The following is a 19,125-nucleotide window of genomic DNA, read 5'->3' as shown; positions in this document are numbered from 1 at the left end:
AACGAGCGAACATATGAAAAGCACAACGGACAGAACTTTAGACACCCAATTGCTGCGGTTGACTGCGGTGTTAACCTGCTCTGTCTGGCTTGCTAGTTGTGCGATCATCTCAGGCGAACCGTCTAGTGGTCAGCATGCACGGCCCATACCCGCACAATATGTTAGTTGGTTTGCCAGCGGTTCACAGGCCAATATTGGGTCGGGGGACTGGGGCACCATCAATCGTGCCCAGGATCATATCGTGCAGGGGCGTTACGATAAAGCCATTGCTGAACTGCAACCCTTGATGGATCGCTATGTACCACCTGCCTTTTACGAGATGGCCAAGCTCTATGAACAAGGGCTCGGAGTCGAAAAGGATCTCAACGAAGCGGCACGACTCTATGGTCAAGCCATAGAAAAACCATCTGCTATACGAGGTCACGCTTCGCTCAACCTGGCCCGACTCTATTTAGAGGGGCGAGGCGTCAAGCACAACGATGTGCTTGCCTATTATTTGCTTTGGCAAGCCATGGAAGCTGACCTTGACCGGATCGCAGAAGTTGAGCTTGCAAATCTTCTCTCCGAAGGTGGAGAAGGCGTAGAGGCCGACCCCATCCTTGCCCGTCAGCTGTATGAGCAGGCGGCCTCTAAGGGCAAAGAGCAAGCTCTGAAAGCACTGGCGGAGTCGCATGCGCCTGGTGGCTGGCTAGAAGAGGACATAATACTATCGATGGCTTATACGCAGCGTTACGTCAGTCGGCTTGAAGCCAACGCCGAGCAGGGCAATATCAGCGCCATGCTCCAGTTGGCATCAGTCTATTCCACTGACGGGCTGCTGAGTGATCAGCCTGATAGGCGCCTCTACTGGCTTAAGCAAGCCGCCAAAGCTGGCGATCTGGATGCTCTGGCGCGAGCTGGGCATGAAATGACCAACGCTGGCGAATATCGACAAGGCATTGCGCTGTTGGAAGAGGCTGCTCGCCAGGGGCATGTCGAGGCCATGACCTACCTGGGTCAGGCCCTCTTGGAGCCTGAGAATGCTGGTCAACTGGAGCCGAACCGCGCTGAGCGCTGGTTGAACGAAGCAATCCAGGCAGGCTCGGTCGATGCCCAGGTGATTCTTGGCCGTGCCTTAGTCGCTGGTAAAACAGGCCTCGACGATTTGCCCCGCGGCATGATTCTGCTTGAGCAAGCCGCAGAGAGTAACCATCCTCTAGCCCTGGCGCAGCTAGGTTCGCTGCTCATGGATGACAAAAGGATTTCCAGTCAACCCTTTACCGCAGCCCGTTATCTGGAGCGTGGCCACGAACTTGGCCACTTCTGGGCTACCCAACAACTTGGGGCCGCCTATCTGGAAGGTCGTGGTGTGACTCGGGATCTCGAACGGGCCCAAGAACTGCTACAAAATGCCGCCGAGCATGGTCAGACCGGTGCAATGCGCATGCTCGGTGAAGCCTATCTGGAAGGCCCGCTTGAATACAATCCTTCTCAGGGCATTAGTCTACTGACTAAAGCCGCCGAACTGGGGGATGGCTATGCAATGGTTGTGCTTGGACGTGTTTATCGAGAAGGCAATGGTGTCAAGCAAGACCTGAACGAAGCTAATCGCTGGCTGACGCGCGCTCAGGATGAAGGGCATAAGGCCGCAGCCGATGCACTTACTTACGTGCAGCGAGATCTGGGTGCTGAAGGCAATATGGATGCGCTTATCGCCGCAGCGGAAGGTGGTAATCCTGGTGCTATGGCCGACCTTGGTCGGGCTTATCTAGAAGGTAATAAGGTTGAGCGGGACGAACGCCAAGCCGAAAACTGGTTGGAACGGGCACATCAAGCTCGACATGCTGGGGCTGGAGCAAGCCTCGGCCGCATGTATCTCGATAAGGGCGATATTGAGCGCGGTATCGATTACCTAAAAATAGCTGCGGACAGGGGGCATGACGGAGCCCGCACCGACCTGGGCGAAGCCTATTTGGCCGGCAATTATGTTGACCAGGACGTGAGGCGCGGCATTGAACTGCTGACTGCCGCAGCCGAGTCAGGCAGCTCACATGCTGCTTTTATTCTGGGTGATGCCTACCAGCACGGTAAGAGAGTCGAGAAAAATTCCATTTTGGCGGAGCGCTGGTACCAGCAAGCTGGCGATGCTGGTGCCACTTATGCACTTACTGCGTTGGGCGTAGCCTTTATACGTGGCAATGGCGCTATTGCTAAAGACATCCAGCGAGGCCTAGATCTGCTCCTTGATGTTGCCGAACAGGGACACCCCGGGGCTCAGACCGCTCTTGGCCGTGAATACCTTAGCGGGGAGAATATTGAGAAGGATCCAGAGCGTGGAGTGCGTTACCTATATGAGGCGGCTAGTCAAGGACATCGTAGCGCTCTTCTAGCGATGGCCGAGATCTATCTCTCAGCACGTGGGTACGAAAATGCCAATCGAGAGCAGGCGATACTGTGGCTCAATCGCCTTATCGATAGCGAGGGGCAACTCGCAGTGGAGACGTTACGTCAATTGCTTACCGAAGAAGTCGCTATCGTCGACAGTCATATGGAGTTGTAAGTAGACACAGAAGAGTGATCCTATTTGCTCGCAGGTCCGCCCATTGGTCGGTCATCCGCTTTTATTCAACGCCGTCCCTAGCCCGCCAAAATAGTCGCTAAACGCGCGGTTAATTCTCTCCCGCTGCTCGCCCTGCGGGTAAAGCCCCATTTCCGCTTCAGGAGAGGCCTTGGTGCCTTTGACCAGGAAGTGATTGGTGATGGCCGCATCCTGCACAAACGCTTCAAAGGCGCGTGCGCAGAGCTCTTCGGGTTTACTGTAATAGAGCTGTCCAAGTTTTTTATCCACTTGCACCGAGTGCTGAAACAGCTCGCTAGGCTGATCGCCTGCTGGCTGCAGCAGAATAGCTTTGAAGCACTCCATCAATAATTGATTAAGCGGGTGGGGAATGGGCGTCGCATCAGCTAACCACGCGGTAGAGGCGAACATGCCGTTGGGGATGCCACGAAAACACTTGCTGACTATGTAGTGATCAAAAGCATGAAACCACTCGTGGGCAATGCTGCCGGGGCCAGCGTTTTTGGCCAGCGCAAAGCTGCGTTGGCTGGGGTCGTAGTGAGCAGAAACACCCGGTCGACCACCGCTGCCGTACTGAAGTGCGATTGAGCCGCGTAGCGAAATCAACGCCTCTGGCCCCTTTAGAATCAGCATGAGATCGCACAGCGCATCATGAAACAGCTCGGCGGCACGGTCGCGTTCGGCGCTGGTTACCCAGCGGCCAATTTCAATAGAGCGAAAATCAAACTGACGCCGGATCAGGGCAAAGCTGCTGGCTTGCCCCTGGCGATGGTCAGGGCCACTGCGGTAAAAATCCCGCGCTTCAATGCTCACTTATCGTATCTCCTTGTATTCTGCTACCCAGGCCCCCACTAACTAACCGTAACGCATTTTAATAGCCTCATTTTCCACCGCCAGGAGAGAGATATGAGCAAGCGTATTTTAGTGGTACTGACGTCTCACGATCAGTTGGGCGATACCGGTAATAAAACCGGTTTTTGGCTCGAAGAGCTGGCAGCCCCTTATTATGTCTTTAAAGACGCGGGGGCTGAAGTAGCGTTGGCATCGCCCAAGGGTGGGCAGCCGCCGCTGGATCCCAAAAGTGACGCAGACGATAGCCAAACCGATGAAACGCGCCGCTTTAAGCAAGATGAAAGTGCGAATGCTGAACTGGCGGCGACTCATCGCCTAGGCGATATGAACGCTGACGACTTTGATGCGGTATTTTACCCTGGTGGTCACGGTCCATTGTGGGATCTAGTCGACGATGCGGATTCCATTCGACTAATCGAGACCTTTATCGCCCAAGGCAAGCCGGTTGCCACGGTTTGTCACGCGCCGATAGTGTTGGTCAATGCTAAAGACAGCGCTGGTGAACCGCTGGTAAAAGGCCGCCAGGTAACAGGCTTTACTAACGGCGAAGAGGAGGCCGTTGGCTTGACCCATATCGTGCCGCATCTCGTTGAAGACGCCTTGCAAAAGTGCGGCGGGATTTATAGCAAAGCGGATGATTTCACTCCTTACGTACGTGAAGATGGTCAACTGATCACTGGGCAAAACCCGCCTTCCTCAGCGCTCACAGCTGAAACGCTGATGGCGTGGCTGGCTAAGTAACTAGGCGGTATTAATCATTTGTTGCATGGCAACGGCGAGGCACTCCTTGCCGTTGCTATTTTTTAATTGGCTATTCTCTGCCTTCCTTTACAAGCTGATAGGAGGCGTAAAAAGCTAAAAAGCCTTTTGAAAACGATTTATTTGTCTTTATATATCACAGGTTAGATAAACCTGCTGTTATAAAGCGCACTGTGTACACACAGCGAAGGGAACTCGCGATAGGGAAGAACAAGCAAGGATTGCTTGTGTAGCACAAGGATGCACAAACAGGATGTTTGTGGTGCAAGCTCAGGGAAGACCTGATGAAAACCCGGCCAAGGAGTGGCCGGGTTTTTTATTCCCAAATCACAAGTTAATTAAGCTCTTATGACGCTTTCGTTAACAATGCATTACTTGTAATAATAAAAATGAACCTTTTTATAACAAGTGCTAAAGTTGAAATTCCATGGTGCTAGCTTTAGCAAGCATAGTGATAGTAAAGCGAGCTTAACTCACTCAAGGGTATTTCAACCGCTGTTTGACAGTTTAGGCAGCGTAACGTGGTGCTGTTTTTGCCGGTGCCTTCTAAACGGAAGCGGTTCAAAAACGGATTTTTGGGTGATTCTGCATTGCCGCAATGACGGCAGATCACATCCAAACCGTTGACTTTATGGCTAATTATAATGTCGCGCACGCTGACCTCCTACCATTAGGTTATTGATGGTTCAGGCGTGGTAACGTCCTTGTAGAGCAGTATCGATATCGATACCTATAAAAGTATAGCGCTACTGAGCATACGCGCCATATGAAAATATAAAATAATATGCTTTAAATTAGTGCAATTAATCTAAGTAAAAAAAAGAGATTTTTGCCACTTTCATAACATAGGTTAGATAAATAACCTGTTTTAAGGTTCACTGTAGGTATACACCATAAGGAAGTGGCAACAGGGAAGATTGAGCTAGGGAAGCTTGCACTCATGGAAGCACAAACAGGATGTTTGTGAAGACGAATCAAGGAAGGTTTGATAAAGCCCCAGCCAGGGAATGGCTGGGGCTTCTTTTTTATACGCTTGTTTTATTTCTTCGCTTTTTTCTTGCTTTTCTTACTGTCGTTGCTTTGGCTAGTTGTTTTGCCTTCGCTACTCTCGTCTTTGCTGTCATCCTTCTCACTGTCAGGCTTGTCGCCGCCTTGATGGGAGAGCGGGCTCGCTTGATCTAAGCGCGGGTGGTTATCCAGGAATTCACGCTGTAGGTCAGGCATGGCATCCAAGGCTTGCAGGGTATGGGTGAGGGCGTGAATAGCCGCCAGCACGTCCTGGGTATGGCCTGTTTCTGAGATGGTGTGCATGTTGCGGATCGGGAAGCCAATCGAGGTAGCGGCACTGTCGATAGACGCCAATACGCCTGCCATGCCATCGGTACCCGTATCGATACCCACGATATCGCGCTGCAGCGGAATATCCTGCGCTTTAGCAGCGGTGGCGATAATGCGGTTGAGCTGTTCGCTGGCAATAGAGCCCACCGCCATGGTGAAGCCTTTGCCCATCTCTAGCGGCTGCATGCGCTTGTCGCCAATACCGGGCGCAGCCACATAGTCGTGGTTTACATCGACGCCAATCAAAGCATCCGGCTTCATTTCGCCCGCCATCACGCGGCTGCCGAAACGGCCAATTTCTTCGTAGCTGGCAATCGCAAACAGTACGCGCACGTTTTTGGTGCCGCCTGCTTCCGCGATCAAACGCGCCACCTCAGCGGCCACAAAACAGCCCAGGCCGTTATCCAGGTAAGCGCCGTAGAACGTATTAGGGCTAAAGCCTGGGCGGATAGGACGGTCAAAAATAATCGAGTCGCCGGGGCGTACTCCCAGGTTCAACACTTGCTGCTTTTTGTTTTCGCCATGGATCTGTAGATCCAGGTAGATCTGCTCTTTTTTCAGGCCTTTGCTACCATCGCGCTGGGCAGGATCGGAGAAGTGAATCGCGCCCAGGGCCTCGACTGTGCCGCCTTCAATGCAGCGGTAACTGCCGGGAGCGTCGGGGTCTTCACTAAACAGCTTTACTTCATGGCCGATCAATACGGTGGGCAGGAACGAGTCGGTGTTGATCCAGATCTTGCCGTCTTCACCAATCGAGCGTACCTGCATACGGATTTTGTCCGCATGGCCGATCAGCATGACCTTGAACATGTCGTCGCGGCCGGGGTGAGTGTCCAGCACAACGCCCGCGTTGCCCTTGAACTGGTGAAGGTGCCAGCTTTTAGGCGCGAAGCTCTCAAAATGCGGTTTGAGCACGCCGTAAGTCATGGCGGCTTCCAGGCCGACGGGGCTGGGGGCGGCAAGAATATCGCGCATCAGTTTGAACTGCGCGTCGGGCATTGGTTGTGTCCAGGGTTTTGCAGTATCGCTCATCGTTGTCGCTCACTCATTTCAGGTGGATGTTAATCACCTCTAGTCTGCCAGATTCCCGCGCTGTGTGTAGAGAAAGCCGCTTATTCGTGGTGATGTATTAGCTGGCGCAGGGCGCTGGTGGCGGCGGAAGGAGGGTGACGGCGGCTCAATATAATGCCCAGCTCACGACGAATGGTTGGCTCCACCAGCGGGCGGTACTCAATACCATCGGCGGCAATTTGCCGAAAACTGAGCGAGGGCAGCACGCTAATGCCTAACCCCGCAGCGACCATGCGGCCTACCGTGGCAATCTGGCGCGCATCGCATAAAATATCCAGCCGCTCTCCCACGCTCTGCATAATACGGTCAATATCCTGGCGTGAGCTGGAAAGGCGATTAATGCCAATAAACGGATACTCAGCCAGCTGTCTCCAGGCCACTGCCGACTGTGCCAGCAGCGGATGCCCGCTGGGGCAAACGGCCACATAGCTGTCTTCGAGTACGGGCTCAAAGGTTAGATCGTCTGCGTCGCTTGGCGGCACGGAAAGCCCCAGGTCGGCGCGGCCTTCGCGCACCATTTGATTGATCTGCTCGGCCAGCACATCGTGCAGGCTGAGGTTAATACGTGGGTAGGCCTCATGAAAAAGCTTAATGACGCGGGGGAATAGTCCTGCCGCCAGAGTGGGGAGGGCGGCCACCGTTACCTTTCCGCGCTGTTTCGAAAACTGGTCGTTGAGATCTTCAAAGGCTTCATTCCAATCATTCAAGAGCCGCACGGCAACGGGCAGAAAAGCTTCGCCTTCCGGTGTTAACGCGAGTTGGCGCGTGGTGCGGGCAAATAGTGCACCACCCACGTTCTCCTCAAGTTTACGCAGCGCGATCGAAATCGCCGGTTGGGAAAGGTGCACGCGCTCGCTGGCCTCTGCAAGGCTACGCGAATGGGCGACGGCAACAAAAACACGCAACTGCTGGATGCTTGGATTCATTTAGAAAGTAAAACATAAATTAAAAACTATTCAATATACAAAATTAAACCGGCGCACCATGCTTGGCTTATCGCGATTCGGTTCGTCGCGATCACCGTTTTAGATAAAAAACCGCTCTACAATAACAATAGCTCGCTTAGCGAGCTTCGGAGACACAATGAAAACGCTACTGACCGCCATGGTGGCAAGCGCCGCTGTGCTAGCCGCTGCGACCTCTCATGCCGATGAACGCCTGTTGATTGGCTCTACCTCAAGCTCCTCCAGCCACTACAGCTACTTTGTGGCAGTCAATCAGATTATTAATAACCAAGTCGAAGGGATCAGTTCTTCGGTTGCCGAAACCGGTGCCACTGTGGATAACCTGCGCCGTCTAGGCCGCAACCAAATCGATATGGGCCTGGTGACCACCAATACCGGCTATCACGCCTACGCCGGTGAAGAGGATTTTGAAGGCCGCCCCGTCGATAACCGCCTGCTATGGGTCTACACCGTGGCACCGCAGAATGCCGTGATGCGCCAGGATGCGGAGGTGGAAACGTTCGCTGACTTAGACGGTGTGCGTTTCAATCCTGGAATTACCGGGTCAGCTACTGAAAAAACCACCGAGGCGGTAATGCGCGCACTTGGCATCGAACCGGATTATGTACGTGGATCCACCACCGATATGGTTGACGCCATGAAAGATGGCCGCGTGATGGGATCGGTAAAGTCGGGGGTCGGAGAACGCCTGGATGGCTCCTCCATGGACATCGCCACTTTCACACCGATTAGCGTGCTGTCGCTTGACCAAGAGCAGGCCGACACCCTGCGCAGCGAAATGCCCGACGTAGCCATTGTCGATGTGCCCGAAGGGGCTGCAGAGGGTATTCCTGCCTACACCACCTGGGCATTTGGTGTAGCCGTGCACGCCCATCCGGATATGGATGAAGAAACCGCCTATCAAATCGTCAAAGCCGTGATGGAAAACCCAGAGCCGCAGGTTAACGCCTTTGCGGCCATGCAGGACGCGGATATGGCGAAGATGACCCTGGAGGTGGGCACCGTGCCGCTTCATGCCGGCGCTGCGCGCTATTTCGAAGAGCAGGGGTATGACATCCCCGATACCTTGCAGCCTGTCCAGTAAGGCCCATTGGAGAAGATGATCATGCGCGAGACAGTCACTAAAGGCTTGGCGCTCCTGCTGGGCGGGCTAATCCTGTATACCTCCGCCACTGGGCCTTTCGAGAGTTTGATTCAGCGGAGCATTTTTCTCGCGCTGGTCATCCTGCTAGGGCTTGCCGTTTATCCGTTAGGCGCAGGCAAGCGCTGGCGCCCGCTGGGTATCGCTATTGATGTGGTGCTGGCAGTGGGCGTGGTAGTTGCCTGCAGCTATGTGGCGCTTAACTACGAACAAATTCTGGTCGAACTCCCCTGGGCAACACCTCGGGATATGCTGCTGACCGGCGTTCTGCTGGTGGCTATTCTAGAGTTGTCACGCCGCGCCATCGGCGTGATCTTTCCACTTTTGGTGTTAGTGGGTTTAGCCTATGCGTGGTTTGGGGCGGCAATCCCAGGGCCACTTGGCCACCGTGGGTTTGATCTTTACTACATGACCGAAACCATTTACCTCGGCGATTTAGGCGTATGGGGAATGCTGGTGGGTGTCGCAGCGACGACCATTGCCGCTTTCGTACTGTTCGGCTGTTTGCTGCTGCACACGGGGGGCGGTAATACCTTTATGGATTTGGCGCTGCGTATCAGCGGCCGATCGCCGGGCGGTGCTGCCAAAGTGGCTACCGTGGCCTCCGGGCTGTTTGGTATGGTCAGCGGCAGCGCGGTGGCCAATGTGGCCACCACGGGTAACTTCACCATTCCCATGATGAAACGCTTAAATTATCCACGCCCGTTCGCAGCTGGAGTTGAGGCCGTAGCCTCTACCGGTGGCCAAATCGCACCGCCGATCCTGGGCGCTGCGGCGTTTATCATGGCGGAAATCCTCGGTGAGAGTTACCTGCGTATTGCCTTAGCGGCTTTGCTGCCCGCGATCCTTTTCTACCTGGGGGTGTTTGTCACCATTCACTTGGTCGCCAAGCGCCGCCAGCTGCAGGTAGTACCTGATGATGAGCTGCCAAGCTGGTCAGACGTGATACGCACTGAACGAATTATTCCCATTCTGGCTGCATTAGGCGGGCTGTTTTACGGCGTGCTCAGCGGCCGCTCGATTCAAATGTCGGCGTTCTACGGTATCCTGATGACCGTGCTAACGTTCGTGCCTTTTGCACTGATGGCCAAAATGCCGCTGCGCGAGATCCTCGGCAAGCTGGTGGCAGGCTTAGTCGATGCAGGCAAAGGCATGGTGATTATTGGCGTGCTGCTGGCCGGGGCGCAGATTCTGGTGGCGATGATCGGTATGACCGGCATCGGTGTGACGTTAGCCAGCTTGATCGTTACGGTAGGCGGCGAATCGCTATTTCTGGTCGCTTTTATCGTCGGCGGCGTATGTCTGATTTTGGGCATGGGGATTCCAACCACGGCAGCGTATGTTCTGGTGGCATCAGTCCTTGCGCCTGCGCTCACCACCATCGGCGTTGAGCCGTTGATTGCCCACCTGTTCGTTTTCTACTTCGCGACACTCTCTGTTATTACACCGCCTGTCTGCATTGCGGTATTCGTGGCCTCAGGCATTGCCGACACCAACTGGCTGCCTGCGGCGGTTGAATCAGTGCGCTTGGCGGCGGCTATCTATGTCATTCCCTTCCTGCTGCTGATCTACCCAGCCCTGGCGGGGTTTGGTTCTGCTCTAGAGATCGTCTTGGCCAGTTGCCAAGGGGTCGTGTTCGTAATGGCGTTTGCCGCGCTGATGTCCCGGGTAGCCATGACGGGTAAGCGCGTGATCGATGTCGTGGGGCTGATCGCGGTGATTGGGCTGGCGCTGACGCCTGGCTGGCTGACCACGCTGGCGGCGCTGGCTCTGATCATTGGGCTATTTATACGCCGCCGCTCGCTGCTGAGAGGCGAGCAGGAGCCTGTCGCGGGCGACCACCTCTCTCTTCAGGCCAAGGAGACCCAGCTATGAGCTTTTTATTAGGCAGCGGGGCGGGCTTTTCCGGTGACCGCACCGATGCGGCGGTGGCGGTGGTGGCAGAGTTGATCAAGCGACAGCAGCCCTCCGCTTTAGTATTTGAAACCCTGGGTGAACGGACATTAGCGGCAGCTCACCGCGCGATGCGTGATGATCCCGAAAGCGGGTTTGAACCGCTGTTAGACGAGCTGCTGGCGCCGGTGCTGCGCGACTGCCTGGATCACGACATTAAGATTTTAGGCAACTTTGGTGCGGCGAACCCCAGTGGTGCTTGTCAGGTAATTGCTGACTTGGCTACGCAGCTTGGGCGCGGGGATGTATGCATTGCCCAGGTGCATGGTGACGATATCCGTCAGCAGCTACATAGCCTGGACTTACAGCGCTGGGAGGCCGAACGGCTGGATATGCCGGGCGATGACGCCCTGATTTCAGCCAATGTCTACCTGGGGGCCAAGGCGCTGGTTGAGGCGTTGGCCATGCAGGCGGATGTGGTGGTTACAGGCCGTGTTGCCGACCCGGCGCTGTTTTTAGCGCCGCTGATGCATCACTTCGATTGGCGTTGGGACGATTGGGATCGCCTGGCTTGCGGCATGATGGCGGGGCATTTGGCTGAGTGTGGCGCCCAGGTAAGCGGCGGCTATTTTGCCGATCCGGGCTTTAAAGACGTGCCCGGGCTCGCCACGGTGGGCTATCCGATTATTGAAGTGGAGCAGGATGGCAGCCTTATTATTTCCAAGCCTGCCAATACCGGCGGCTGTGTTACCGAGCAAACGGTGAAAGAACAGCTGCTTTACGAAGTGCATGACCCGGCGAATTATCTGACTCCGGATGTCACGGTGGATCTTTCCCACGCAGAGGTGCGTCAGTTGTCACCCAATCGCGTGGCGGTGACAGGAATTCGCGGCAAGCCTGCGCCTGAGCGGCTAAAAACCACCGTGTGCTATGAAGGCGGTTGGCAGGGCGAGGCGGAAATTTCCTATGCAGGCCCCAACGCGTTGGCACGAGCCCAGCTTGCAGCGCAGGTACTGCGTGAACGATTGGTGTTTCGAGCCCCTGCCGAGCTGCGTACCCGCTTGGATATCATTGGCTTGGCCAGCGTATTCGATAGCGATAGCGGTGAGCTGCAGCGTAGCGCTTCAGGGTCTGCCAGCGGCGATTATCGGTTGCGGCTGGCGGCCGAGCACAGCGAGCGGCGCTGGGTAGCCCGTGCCACCCAGGAGCTATTGGCGCTGTATTGTGCTGGGCCCGCTGGGGGTGGCGGCGTGCGGCGCCAGTTCCAAAGGCGGGTGTTTACCGCCTCTTATTTGGTAAAGCGTAGCGATATTCATCCCCATGCCAGCCTGTTTGAATCACCGCCCTTCGGGGAACGCAGGAGTGAACGCTATGTTGCACGCTAAACCAACGCAAACAGCGGTGCACCCGCCTGCCTCTGTCTCTCTTCACCAACTCGCCCATGCGCGTGCCGGGGATAAGGGGGAGCGTCTTAATGTGGCACTGTTTGCCTATGATCCCGACGACTACACGACCCTGCTGGAGCAGGTAACCGAGGAGCGTGTGCTGGCGCTGTTTGCTCACCGTGGTGCCAGCCGAGTGCGACGCTACCCTTTGCCCAATTTGGCGGGCATGAACTTCGTGATTGATGACGTGCTGCAGGGCGGTGTTAATGGCGCGCTCAATTTGGACGGGCATGGCAAAACGCTATCGTTTTTGCTGTTAAGCATGGAGGTTGATGCGAGCTAGACCTTTTAACCTCGCCCCTCGACTTAGGTGGTCATGACCCGCTGCCCGAAAGGCCTTACTATGACGATAAAAATACGCACGCTAATTAATATAATGCCCGCTAAATCGTCGCTAAAGAGCCGCTAAGGAGCAGCCCCATGACCGTTGCAACGCTAGGTGCCCAGCGCTTCAAAGTGCTGTTGGCGGGCGTTTTGAGCCAAATATTATGTGTTGGCATTGCGCGCTTTGCCTATACCCCATTGCTACCGGTGATGCAGCAACAGACATGGATGGGGGATGCCGATGGTGGCTGGCTTGCCGCGGTTAACTACGCCGGCTATATGCTGGGGGCAGTGCTGGCCGCCTCTATTCACAGTATTTATATCAAAGACACGCTATTTCGCTGTGGGTTAATCCTGGCGGTAATCACGACGGCGGGTATGGCGCTTACCGATCAGTTCTGGGTTTGGGCGGGGTTGCGCTTTCTGGCGGGGCTTTCAAGCAGCGCTGCCATGCTATTAGCGTCAGGGCTGATTCTTCACTGGTTAATCCAACATCGCCAGCGCGGCGAGCTGGGAATTCATTTTGCCGGTTTGGGGCTAGGCATGATTGTCGCGGCGGTGGCAGTGGAGATGATGCTCCAGTTTTCCTTTAGCTGGCAGACCCAATGGTGGGGCTTTAGCCTGCTGGGTGCCGTGCTGCTGGTGCCCGCCTGGCGCTGGCTGCCGCGGCCGGAAAGGCCGCTAGAGGGAGCTCACGTGGCGAGTAGCCGAACCGCTACGCCGCCGACACGCACATTTATGCGCTGGATGCTCGCTGCCTACTTTTGCGCCGGTTACGGCTATGTCATCAGCGCTACCTTCTTAGTTGCTATTGTCGAGCGTGAACCACTGCTGGAGGGGATGGGCAACTGGACGTTCGCCCTGGCCGGTTTAGCCGCTGCGCCTGCTGTCATGGTATGGGATTTAGTCGCCCGTCGAGTGGGCTATTTAATGGCACTGATGATCGCTATGAGCATTCAAGTTATTGGTATTGTGCTCCCAGCCATTACCGCGAATGCAGCAGTGGTGCTGCTAAGCGCCGTACTCTATGGCGGCACCTTCCTTGGCTGTGTCAGCTTAGTGCTGACCATGGCGGGCAGGCTCTATCCCGCCAGCCCTGCTCGATTAATGGGGCAGATGACGCTCGCATACGGCGCCGCCCAGATATGCGCACCGGCGTTAACCGGTATGTTGGCTGAAGCCTCTGGCCATTATGGCGTTGGACTATGGCTGGCGGGCGGTTTTGTTACGCTTGGCGTCGTACTGCTGGCCTGTTTACGCCGGGTAGATCAAACCGCTCAGCGCTTGGATGCCGCAGCCAAAGCCTCGGTCTACGCCTAGGGGCTGGGGCCTAGTGGGCTTTGCCCGCAAAATCCTCTAGGATAGGCGGCTTTTTCAGACAGGATAACTGCGCAAATGACCACTTCTGGGCAACCTCGCACTCAGTGGCTAGGCCGCTGGGGATTTATGTTGGCCGCCACCGGTTCCGCGGTGGGGCTGGGCAATATCTGGAAATTCCCTTATATGACGGGGGAGTACGGCGGCGGTGCCTTTGTGCTGGTTTATCTGCTGTGTATCCTGGCTGTGGGTGTACCAGTTATGATGGCCGAAATCGCCTTTGGGCGGCGTGGCCGCGGTAGCCCCATTGATGCCGTACGCCGGGTAGTGAACGAGTCTGGGCGTTCATCGGCGTGGTCGCTGTTTGGTTGGATGTCGATGCTGTGCGGCTTTATGATCCTATCGTTTTATGTCGTGGTGGCGGGCTGGTCATTCTCCTACCTCTGGAAAATGCTCACCGGCGGCTTAAGCGGCGGCACTGTGGAGGAACTGGCGGCTGTGTTTGGCGCCAATAATGCCAACCCCTGGAATCTCGGTTTCTGGAGCACGCTGGTAACGCTGGCGACCATGGTTATTGTTGGTAAAGGCGTGCAGGAGGGGATTGAGAAAAACGTCCGTTGGATGATGCCCGGCCTGGTGATCATGCTGGTGGTGCTGATTGTGTTTGGCGCATTCTCCGGTGGTTTTGGCGACGCCTTTGCGTTTCTGTTTTCGTTTAACACCGGCAGCCTATCTAGCGAGGGGATGCTGGCCGCGTTGGGACATGCGTTCTTTACGCTTTCGTTGGCTGCTGGCGCGATCATGACCTACGGCAGTTATCTGCCCAAAGATACCTCGATTGCCCGTACAACGCTCGGCGTTGCCTTGGCGGACACGGTGGTTGCGCTGATGGCGGGGCTGGCTATTTTCCCGGTTATTTTTGCCAATGGCATGGACCCGGGAGAAGGCCCGGGGCTGATCTTTATGAGCCTGCCCATTGCGTTTCAAGCGATGCCGCTAGGTACGCTGTTTGGCATTCTTTTCTTTATCATGCTCTCTACGGCTGCGCTCACCTCGTCGATATCCATGGTCGAAGCAACGATCTCGTGGCTATGCGATAGCAAAGGCTTCTCGCGGCGTTCGGCGGCGTGGAGCACGGGCATTGTGCTGTGGTTGATCAGCACGGCGGCGATGCTCTCGTTTAATGTCGGCGCCGACTGGACGCTGGCGGGTAAGACGTTCTTTGATTGGCTGGACTACCTGACGTCGCGCTGGCTGATGCCGCTAGGCGGCCTGGGCACGGTCGTGATGGCGGGCTTTGTGCTCAACATCAATATCATGCGCGATGAGCTGGGCCTTACCCCGCGCCTTTATGCGCTATGGCTGCTGATGGCTCGCTATGTCAGCCCGCTCGGTATTTTGGTGATTTTTGCCAACGTGCTGGGGCTCTATAGCGTGACGTTTTCAGCCCACTGGCCGTGGCTGCTGGCGATTCTGGTCGCCATGGTGGTGCTGGGCGAAAGCCTAAGCCCGCGGCTGCGCCAAGCGCTGAAAACAGCGTAATACGCTACGGCGCTTGCCCCGATAACAAACGCTGCTGCTGAGCCTTTACCTCATCGCTGCGCAGCGGCGTTTGGCAGGTCGCAAACACCTCTGTTAAGAACCGCTTGCGTGAGCCTTTGTAGGTGCCGCTCAGTAGCGCCGCCTGGGTAAGTGCATTAAGCAGTGCTTTACGTGACTCGCCCGTCAGTTGCGCGTAGTCCTGTAGTGCGGCTGGCCAATCAACGTCGATCGCCTGTGGTTTTTCAGGCAGGCTATTCAGCAGGCGAGCCAACAGCAGCACTAGGTTGGGATGAGGGTGTTGGTTGCGCATAATAAGCTCGCCGACCCCCTGGGCCACCAGACGGCGGGTGTGCGCGTCGCTGCCTGTCAGTGTTTCCATCAAGTGCTTAACCAGGGCGGGGCCACGCGCCTGTAAATAAGCTTCTTGAATAATCCGTGCCGCAATCCAGGCGTTCCACACGGCGTATAGCGGGCCGGTTAACACCGGTAGAAAACCGCGCAGCGTCAGTCGTCCCAATAGACGACGCAGCAGTAAACGCAGTAGGAAGCTGCTTAAGCTGATTTTTAAGCGATAAAGCAGCGCTTTAAGCGTTAGCTTCCAGCCATGCAGGTAGGCGTGGGGGTCGACGCCATAAATAAGACTACCCGGGCTGGGGTACTCCAATGCCGACCGGGAAACGCCGTGAACAGTCAGCTGAATATCGGGTTCCAACGTTTCCGTTTGCCCATAACGTAGGCCTGCCAAGCGGGTAATATTCGCTACGCCGCGCAGCGCGTTCCAGTATAAAAAGCCGATTTCCAGCGCGGTAACACAGCCTGCAACGGCCAGATAGCCGGCCCAGTAGGGGAGTTGCTCTCTAAGGCTCATGGCTTCCCAGTGGCTAGTGGCAAACTCACGCATCCACCATTCGGCGCTGCCAATCAGGGTGCCGGAAATCAGGCCCGCGAGCGCTGCCCAGGCGATGATCCAGCGCCGTGCGCGCTTCAGGGCCTGTGGGTCAGGGGAATCAAGTGCCGGGTGGCGGCGTAAATAGCGCTGTACATAGCGGCTAGCCCAACGCTGCGCTAGGCCAGGGGCTGGGGCGTACTCTTTATCTGGCCGAGTGAGGGTCATAAAAACAGCGTTTCCTACGCAATTGGCGCTTTAGGGTAGCGGTTCTCTTCGTGAAGTACACGCTTGGGTAGCGCCGGGATGAGTACCCACTTTCATCAGCTCGTCCCAGCGCGTGGTATAGCGGTCTGAGCGGTGGGCGCAGCGCAGTTGCCAAGCCGCAGGCGCGTTCGTCATGCCAAAGCTGATCGTGCCTTGCCCCATGCGCTGGTTGATCTGATCAATGGTTGCCATCAGCAACGGGTGGCGATCACGGGCAGGTTGATGCAGTAACGACATTTGGTACTGTTCGGCATCTACCAAATCCAGCAGCATCACTCCGGCCTTCATAAATTGGTAGCGGGGGTGATGAATCTGTTCAAGCCCTTGGCGGACGGCATCAAGGATCACTCGGGTGTCGTCGCTAGGTGAGGGCAGGGGTATTAGCGCCTGCGGGAAATACTGCAACTGGTCGCGGCGGTGGCGGTTGGTGTTAAGAAATACCAACACCGCTCGGGCTAAACAGCGCTGCTCGCGCAGTTTTTCAGCGCTGCGTTGGGCGTGGCGCCGCAGGGCGTTATGTACTTCGGCAAAAACGCCGGTGGGCTGGCCGAATGAGCGAGAGGTCATAATGCGCTCGCGAGGCTTATCTAACGCGTTCATCTCCAAGCAGGATACGCCGCGTAGCTCAAGCGCGGTGCGTGCTAGCACCACTGAGAAGCGCTTGCGAAGCTGTTTTTCACTGCTTTCGCGCAAGTCCCAGGCGGTATTAACGCCGCCGATGGCCAAGCGCTCGGCAAGCCGGTGGCCGACGCCCCATACACTGCCCACCGGTGTACGTTTGAGCAACGCCTCTGTGATGTGATCCTGCCCATTAAGTAGGCAAACGCCTTGGTAGAGAGGGTCTTGCTTGGCAAGGTGATTGGCCAGTTTGGCGAGCGTATGGGTGGGTGCCAGCCCAATACAGACCGGTAACCCCAAATAGCGGCGGATACGCTGGCGTAATTCCCGCCCCATCCCCTCACACTGCTCTGTGGTTAACCCTTCCAGATAGACGAACATCTCATCTATCGAGTAGGGCGCAACCGCTGGGCAGGCATCGCGTAGCAGTTGAGTCAGCCGCCCCGACATATCGCCGTAGAGCTCATAGTTAGACGACAGAAGATGGATCTCGCCGCGCCTGCGCAGCCCTTCAAGCTTGAAGGCTGGGGTGCCCATGGGAATATCCAGCGCTTTCAACTCCGCTGAGCGGGCGATCACGCAGCCGTCGTTGTTTGACATCACCCCCACAGGCCTGCCTTCCAGCGCGGGCTGAAAAACCCGCTCGCAGCTTACGTAGAAGTTATTGGCATCGATTAGACCGATCATCGCCACCTCTCAGTCAACGTAAGTAGCTTGTTCAACGTAAGTACTCATGCACCACCGTGCGCACCACGCCCCAAAGCTGGCAGTCGCTGCCTTCAAGGGGCAGCGGCGGGTAGTTTGGGTGGCTCGAACAGAGGTGCGGTGTGCCCCGGTAAAGCGCGTAGCGTTTAACCAACGCCTCGCCCTCCAGCATAGCGACCAAAATATGCCCCAGGCGCGGCTCAATACTGCGATCAACGATCAGCAGGTCGCCTTCAAAAATCCCCCAGCCTTCCATGCTGTCGCCGGTGGCGGTGACATAAAACGTCGCGGTGGGGTTTTTAACCAGGCGTGTATTGAGATCCAGCGTGCATGGCTCGTAATCCTGAGCAGGCGAAGGAAAGCCGCTGAAGCCAGCGCGACCCAAAAAGGTTAAGTAAGGCAGTGGCTGAGCGCTTAACGGCAAGGCGGGGATAAAGTGAGCTAACTGGCCTGGCATCGTCGGCATCCTGATAGATTTAGTAATGTATGTATGTACAGTATTTGATCTTGAGGAAGAAAATGCAAATCGGTGGGGGGCCGGGTGTCGTAGGAGCTCAATTTATTGAGCAATCAGAAACTTTCGAGGTACTGCAGGCCACTGCTGCTAGATGGTCAGATCGCCCGACAAGTCTGGCTCCTACAGGATTAGGTGCGTCCACCGGGTTGGGTAGGAGCTCAATTTATTGAGCGATCAGGAAGCATCGAGGCACTGCAAGTAATTGCTACTAGATAGCCAAATCGCTAGGCTTGGTGTGTCTTAATTAAGTTGGGCGTATAAATTAATGATTGATATAAATTGTCGATGAGAGTCCAGGGATGGAGATAGGCTATGCCGCGTGGCCATGCGTTGCGCTTGGGTAGACGTTGTATACCGGGGCACTATTATGTGGTGACGATGGTAACTGAGAACCGTCGGCCTATTTTCCGTGATTTTTCGCTCGGGTGCGTGGCTTCGCGCGCATTTTATCATCCAACCGTTCAGCGGCATGGGTCGACTTGGGCGTTTGTAGTAATGCCTGATCATGTGCATTGGCTGCTGGTGTTAGAGGGTGATCTTTCGCAGGCGGTTAAGCTTTATAAATCGTACGTTTCGCTGGAATTGGGTGGCCCAGTTTGGCAGCGGGGATTTCATGACCGGTTGATTCGCGAAGAGGAAGACGTTCGGAATAGCGCACGTTACATCGTCGCCAATCCGCTAAGGGCCGGGTTGGTTAACCAGATTGGGGATTATAGTTTTTGGGATGCCCGTTGGTTAACACCATATACTGGAGATCAGGTGATCGTTTAAGTAGATAACTTAATCGCCCAATAAATTGGGCTCCTACAAAACCCGCTCCAAGCATCCAGCCAATGTAGGAGCCCGACTTGTCGGGCGATCAGGCCATCTAGCAGCAATGACCTGCAGTACCTCGATATTTCCTAATCGCCCAATAAATTGGGCTCCT

15 protein-coding genes are annotated in these 19,125 nt (G+C 55.7%); 9 read left to right on the top strand and 6 right to left on the bottom strand.

The window, feature by feature from the left end; genetic code table 11:
- The first annotated feature begins 13 nt into the window (after positions 1-13).
- Positions 14-2,539 (top strand): tetratricopeptide repeat protein, encoded by a 2,526-nt coding sequence (locus ACT3UM_RS14985; protein ID WP_498900104.1) that lies wholly within the window; start codon positions 14-16, stop codon positions 2,537-2,539.
- A 51-nt stretch (positions 2,540-2,590) separates the two neighbouring features.
- Here ACT3UM_RS14985 and ACT3UM_RS14980 read toward each other — a convergent pair whose 3' ends face one another.
- A complete protein-coding gene (locus ACT3UM_RS14980) occupies positions 2,591-3,370 on the bottom strand; it encodes a CLCA_X family protein (RefSeq protein WP_498900102.1) in 780 nt (259 codons plus the stop codon).
- A gap of 93 nt (positions 3,371-3,463) precedes the next feature.
- Between ACT3UM_RS14980 and ACT3UM_RS14975 the strand changes: the two genes are divergently transcribed.
- Positions 3,464-4,150: a type 1 glutamine amidotransferase domain-containing protein gene (locus ACT3UM_RS14975; RefSeq protein ID WP_498900100.1), complete on the top strand. Its 687-nt coding sequence runs from the start codon at positions 3,464-3,466 to the stop codon at positions 4,148-4,150.
- 1,056 nt (positions 4,151-5,206) lie between these two features.
- Here the strand turns inward: ACT3UM_RS14975 and ACT3UM_RS14970 are convergent.
- Both ACT3UM_RS14970 and ACT3UM_RS14965 read right to left on the bottom strand, forming a co-directional pair.
- Positions 5,207-6,538, bottom strand: a complete 1,332-nt coding sequence (locus tag ACT3UM_RS14970; RefSeq protein WP_498900098.1) for a M20/M25/M40 family metallo-hydrolase — start codon at positions 6,536-6,538, stop codon at positions 5,207-5,209.
- 80 nt (positions 6,539-6,618) lie between these two features.
- Positions 6,619-7,503, bottom strand: coding sequence for a LysR family transcriptional regulator (locus tag ACT3UM_RS14965; RefSeq protein ID WP_498900096.1), 885 nt, complete (start codon positions 7,501-7,503; stop codon positions 6,619-6,621).
- A gap of 157 nt (positions 7,504-7,660) precedes the next feature.
- Here ACT3UM_RS14965 and ACT3UM_RS14960 point away from each other — a divergent pair, with 157 nt between their 5' ends.
- The 6 genes from ACT3UM_RS14960 to ACT3UM_RS14935 all read left to right on the top strand — a co-directional run bounded on the left by ACT3UM_RS14960 (position 7,661) and on the right by ACT3UM_RS14935 (position 15,204).
- Positions 7,661-8,626: a TAXI family TRAP transporter solute-binding subunit gene (locus ACT3UM_RS14960; protein WP_498900094.1), complete on the top strand. Its 966-nt coding sequence runs from the start codon at positions 7,661-7,663 to the stop codon at positions 8,624-8,626.
- A gap of 21 nt (positions 8,627-8,647) precedes the next feature.
- The gene (locus tag ACT3UM_RS14955; protein ID WP_498900092.1) at positions 8,648-10,558 is read left to right on the top strand and encodes a TRAP transporter permease; all 1,911 of its coding nucleotides are present in this window, start codon (positions 8,648-8,650) and stop codon (positions 10,556-10,558) included.
- A complete protein-coding gene (locus tag ACT3UM_RS14950; RefSeq protein ID WP_498900090.1) occupies positions 10,555-11,961 on the top strand; it encodes an acyclic terpene utilization AtuA family protein in 1,407 nt (468 codons plus the stop codon). Before ACT3UM_RS14955 ends, ACT3UM_RS14950 begins: the two co-directional genes overlap by 4 nt.
- Positions 11,948-12,304, top strand: coding sequence for an AtuA-related protein (locus ACT3UM_RS14945; protein ID WP_498900088.1), 357 nt, complete (start codon positions 11,948-11,950; stop codon positions 12,302-12,304). Before ACT3UM_RS14950 ends, ACT3UM_RS14945 begins: the two co-directional genes overlap by 14 nt.
- Before the next feature lie 137 nt (positions 12,305-12,441).
- Positions 12,442-13,665 carry a YbfB/YjiJ family MFS transporter gene (locus ACT3UM_RS14940; RefSeq protein ID WP_498900086.1) on the top strand — a complete coding sequence of 408 codons (1,224 nt, stop codon included), beginning with the start codon at positions 12,442-12,444 and terminating at the stop codon, positions 13,663-13,665.
- Between the two features lie 75 nt (positions 13,666-13,740).
- Complete coding sequence (locus tag ACT3UM_RS14935) at positions 13,741-15,204, top strand: sodium-dependent transporter (protein WP_498900084.1); 1,464 nt, start codon at positions 13,741-13,743, stop codon at positions 15,202-15,204.
- Between the two features lie 4 nt (positions 15,205-15,208).
- Here ACT3UM_RS14935 and ACT3UM_RS14930 read toward each other — a convergent pair whose 3' ends face one another.
- From ACT3UM_RS14930 to ACT3UM_RS14920, 3 genes are read right to left on the bottom strand one after another with little or no spacing between them, the layout of a single operon-like run.
- A complete protein-coding gene (locus ACT3UM_RS14930) occupies positions 15,209-16,318 on the bottom strand; it encodes an LBF_2804 family protein (protein ID WP_498900082.1) in 1,110 nt (369 codons plus the stop codon).
- Between the two features lie 30 nt (positions 16,319-16,348).
- Positions 16,349-17,662, bottom strand: coding sequence for a Y-family DNA polymerase (locus ACT3UM_RS14925; RefSeq protein WP_498900080.1), 1,314 nt, complete (start codon positions 17,660-17,662; stop codon positions 16,349-16,351).
- 31 nt (positions 17,663-17,693) lie between these two features.
- Positions 17,694-18,137, bottom strand: a complete 444-nt coding sequence (locus ACT3UM_RS14920) for a LexA family protein (RefSeq protein WP_498900078.1) — start codon at positions 18,135-18,137, stop codon at positions 17,694-17,696.
- A gap of 372 nt (positions 18,138-18,509) precedes the next feature.
- On the opposite strand from ACT3UM_RS14920, the gene ACT3UM_RS14915 reads away from it, so the two are divergent.
- Positions 18,510-18,968 (top strand): REP-associated tyrosine transposase, encoded by a 459-nt coding sequence (locus ACT3UM_RS14915; protein ID WP_498900076.1) that lies wholly within the window; start codon positions 18,510-18,512, stop codon positions 18,966-18,968.
- Positions 18,969-19,125: the final 157 nt, after the last annotated feature.

This window comes from Halomonas sp. AOP13-D3-9 (genome assembly GCF_052379125.1).
Lineage (GTDB): Bacteria > Pseudomonadota > Gammaproteobacteria > Pseudomonadales > Halomonadaceae > Vreelandella.
The sequence above is the reverse complement of the archived record's forward strand: the minus strand, read 5'-3'. Positions and strand labels throughout refer to the sequence as shown.

Coding starts and splice junctions, on each gene's coding strand:
- ACT3UM_RS14955 (WP_498900092.1), top strand. CDS start 8,648: ATGCGCGAGACAGTCACTAAAGGCTTGGCGCTCCTGCTGGGCGGGCTA.
- ACT3UM_RS14945 (WP_498900088.1), top strand. CDS start 11,948: ATGTTGCACGCTAAACCAACGCAAACAGCGGTGCACCCGCCTGCCTCT.
- ACT3UM_RS14970 (WP_498900098.1), bottom strand. CDS start 6,538: ATGAGCGATACTGCAAAACCCTGGACACAACCAATGCCCGACGCGCAG.
- ACT3UM_RS14965 (WP_498900096.1), bottom strand. CDS start 7,503: ATGAATCCAAGCATCCAGCAGTTGCGTGTTTTTGTTGCCGTCGCCCAT.
- ACT3UM_RS14950 (WP_498900090.1), top strand. CDS start 10,555: ATGAGCTTTTTATTAGGCAGCGGGGCGGGCTTTTCCGGTGACCGCACC.
- ACT3UM_RS14915 (WP_498900076.1), top strand. CDS start 18,510: ATGCCGCGTGGCCATGCGTTGCGCTTGGGTAGACGTTGTATACCGGGG.
- ACT3UM_RS14930 (WP_498900082.1), bottom strand. CDS start 16,318: ATGACCCTCACTCGGCCAGATAAAGAGTACGCCCCAGCCCCTGGCCTA.
- ACT3UM_RS14925 (WP_498900080.1), bottom strand. CDS start 17,662: ATGATCGGTCTAATCGATGCCAATAACTTCTACGTAAGCTGCGAGCGG.
- ACT3UM_RS14960 (WP_498900094.1), top strand. CDS start 7,661: ATGAAAACGCTACTGACCGCCATGGTGGCAAGCGCCGCTGTGCTAGCC.
- ACT3UM_RS14935 (WP_498900084.1), top strand. CDS start 13,741: ATGACCACTTCTGGGCAACCTCGCACTCAGTGGCTAGGCCGCTGGGGA.
- ACT3UM_RS14920 (WP_498900078.1), bottom strand. CDS start 18,137: ATGCCAGGCCAGTTAGCTCACTTTATCCCCGCCTTGCCGTTAAGCGCT.
- ACT3UM_RS14985 (WP_498900104.1), top strand. CDS start 14: ATGAAAAGCACAACGGACAGAACTTTAGACACCCAATTGCTGCGGTTG.
- ACT3UM_RS14940 (WP_498900086.1), top strand. CDS start 12,442: ATGACCGTTGCAACGCTAGGTGCCCAGCGCTTCAAAGTGCTGTTGGCG.
- ACT3UM_RS14975 (WP_498900100.1), top strand. CDS start 3,464: ATGAGCAAGCGTATTTTAGTGGTACTGACGTCTCACGATCAGTTGGGC.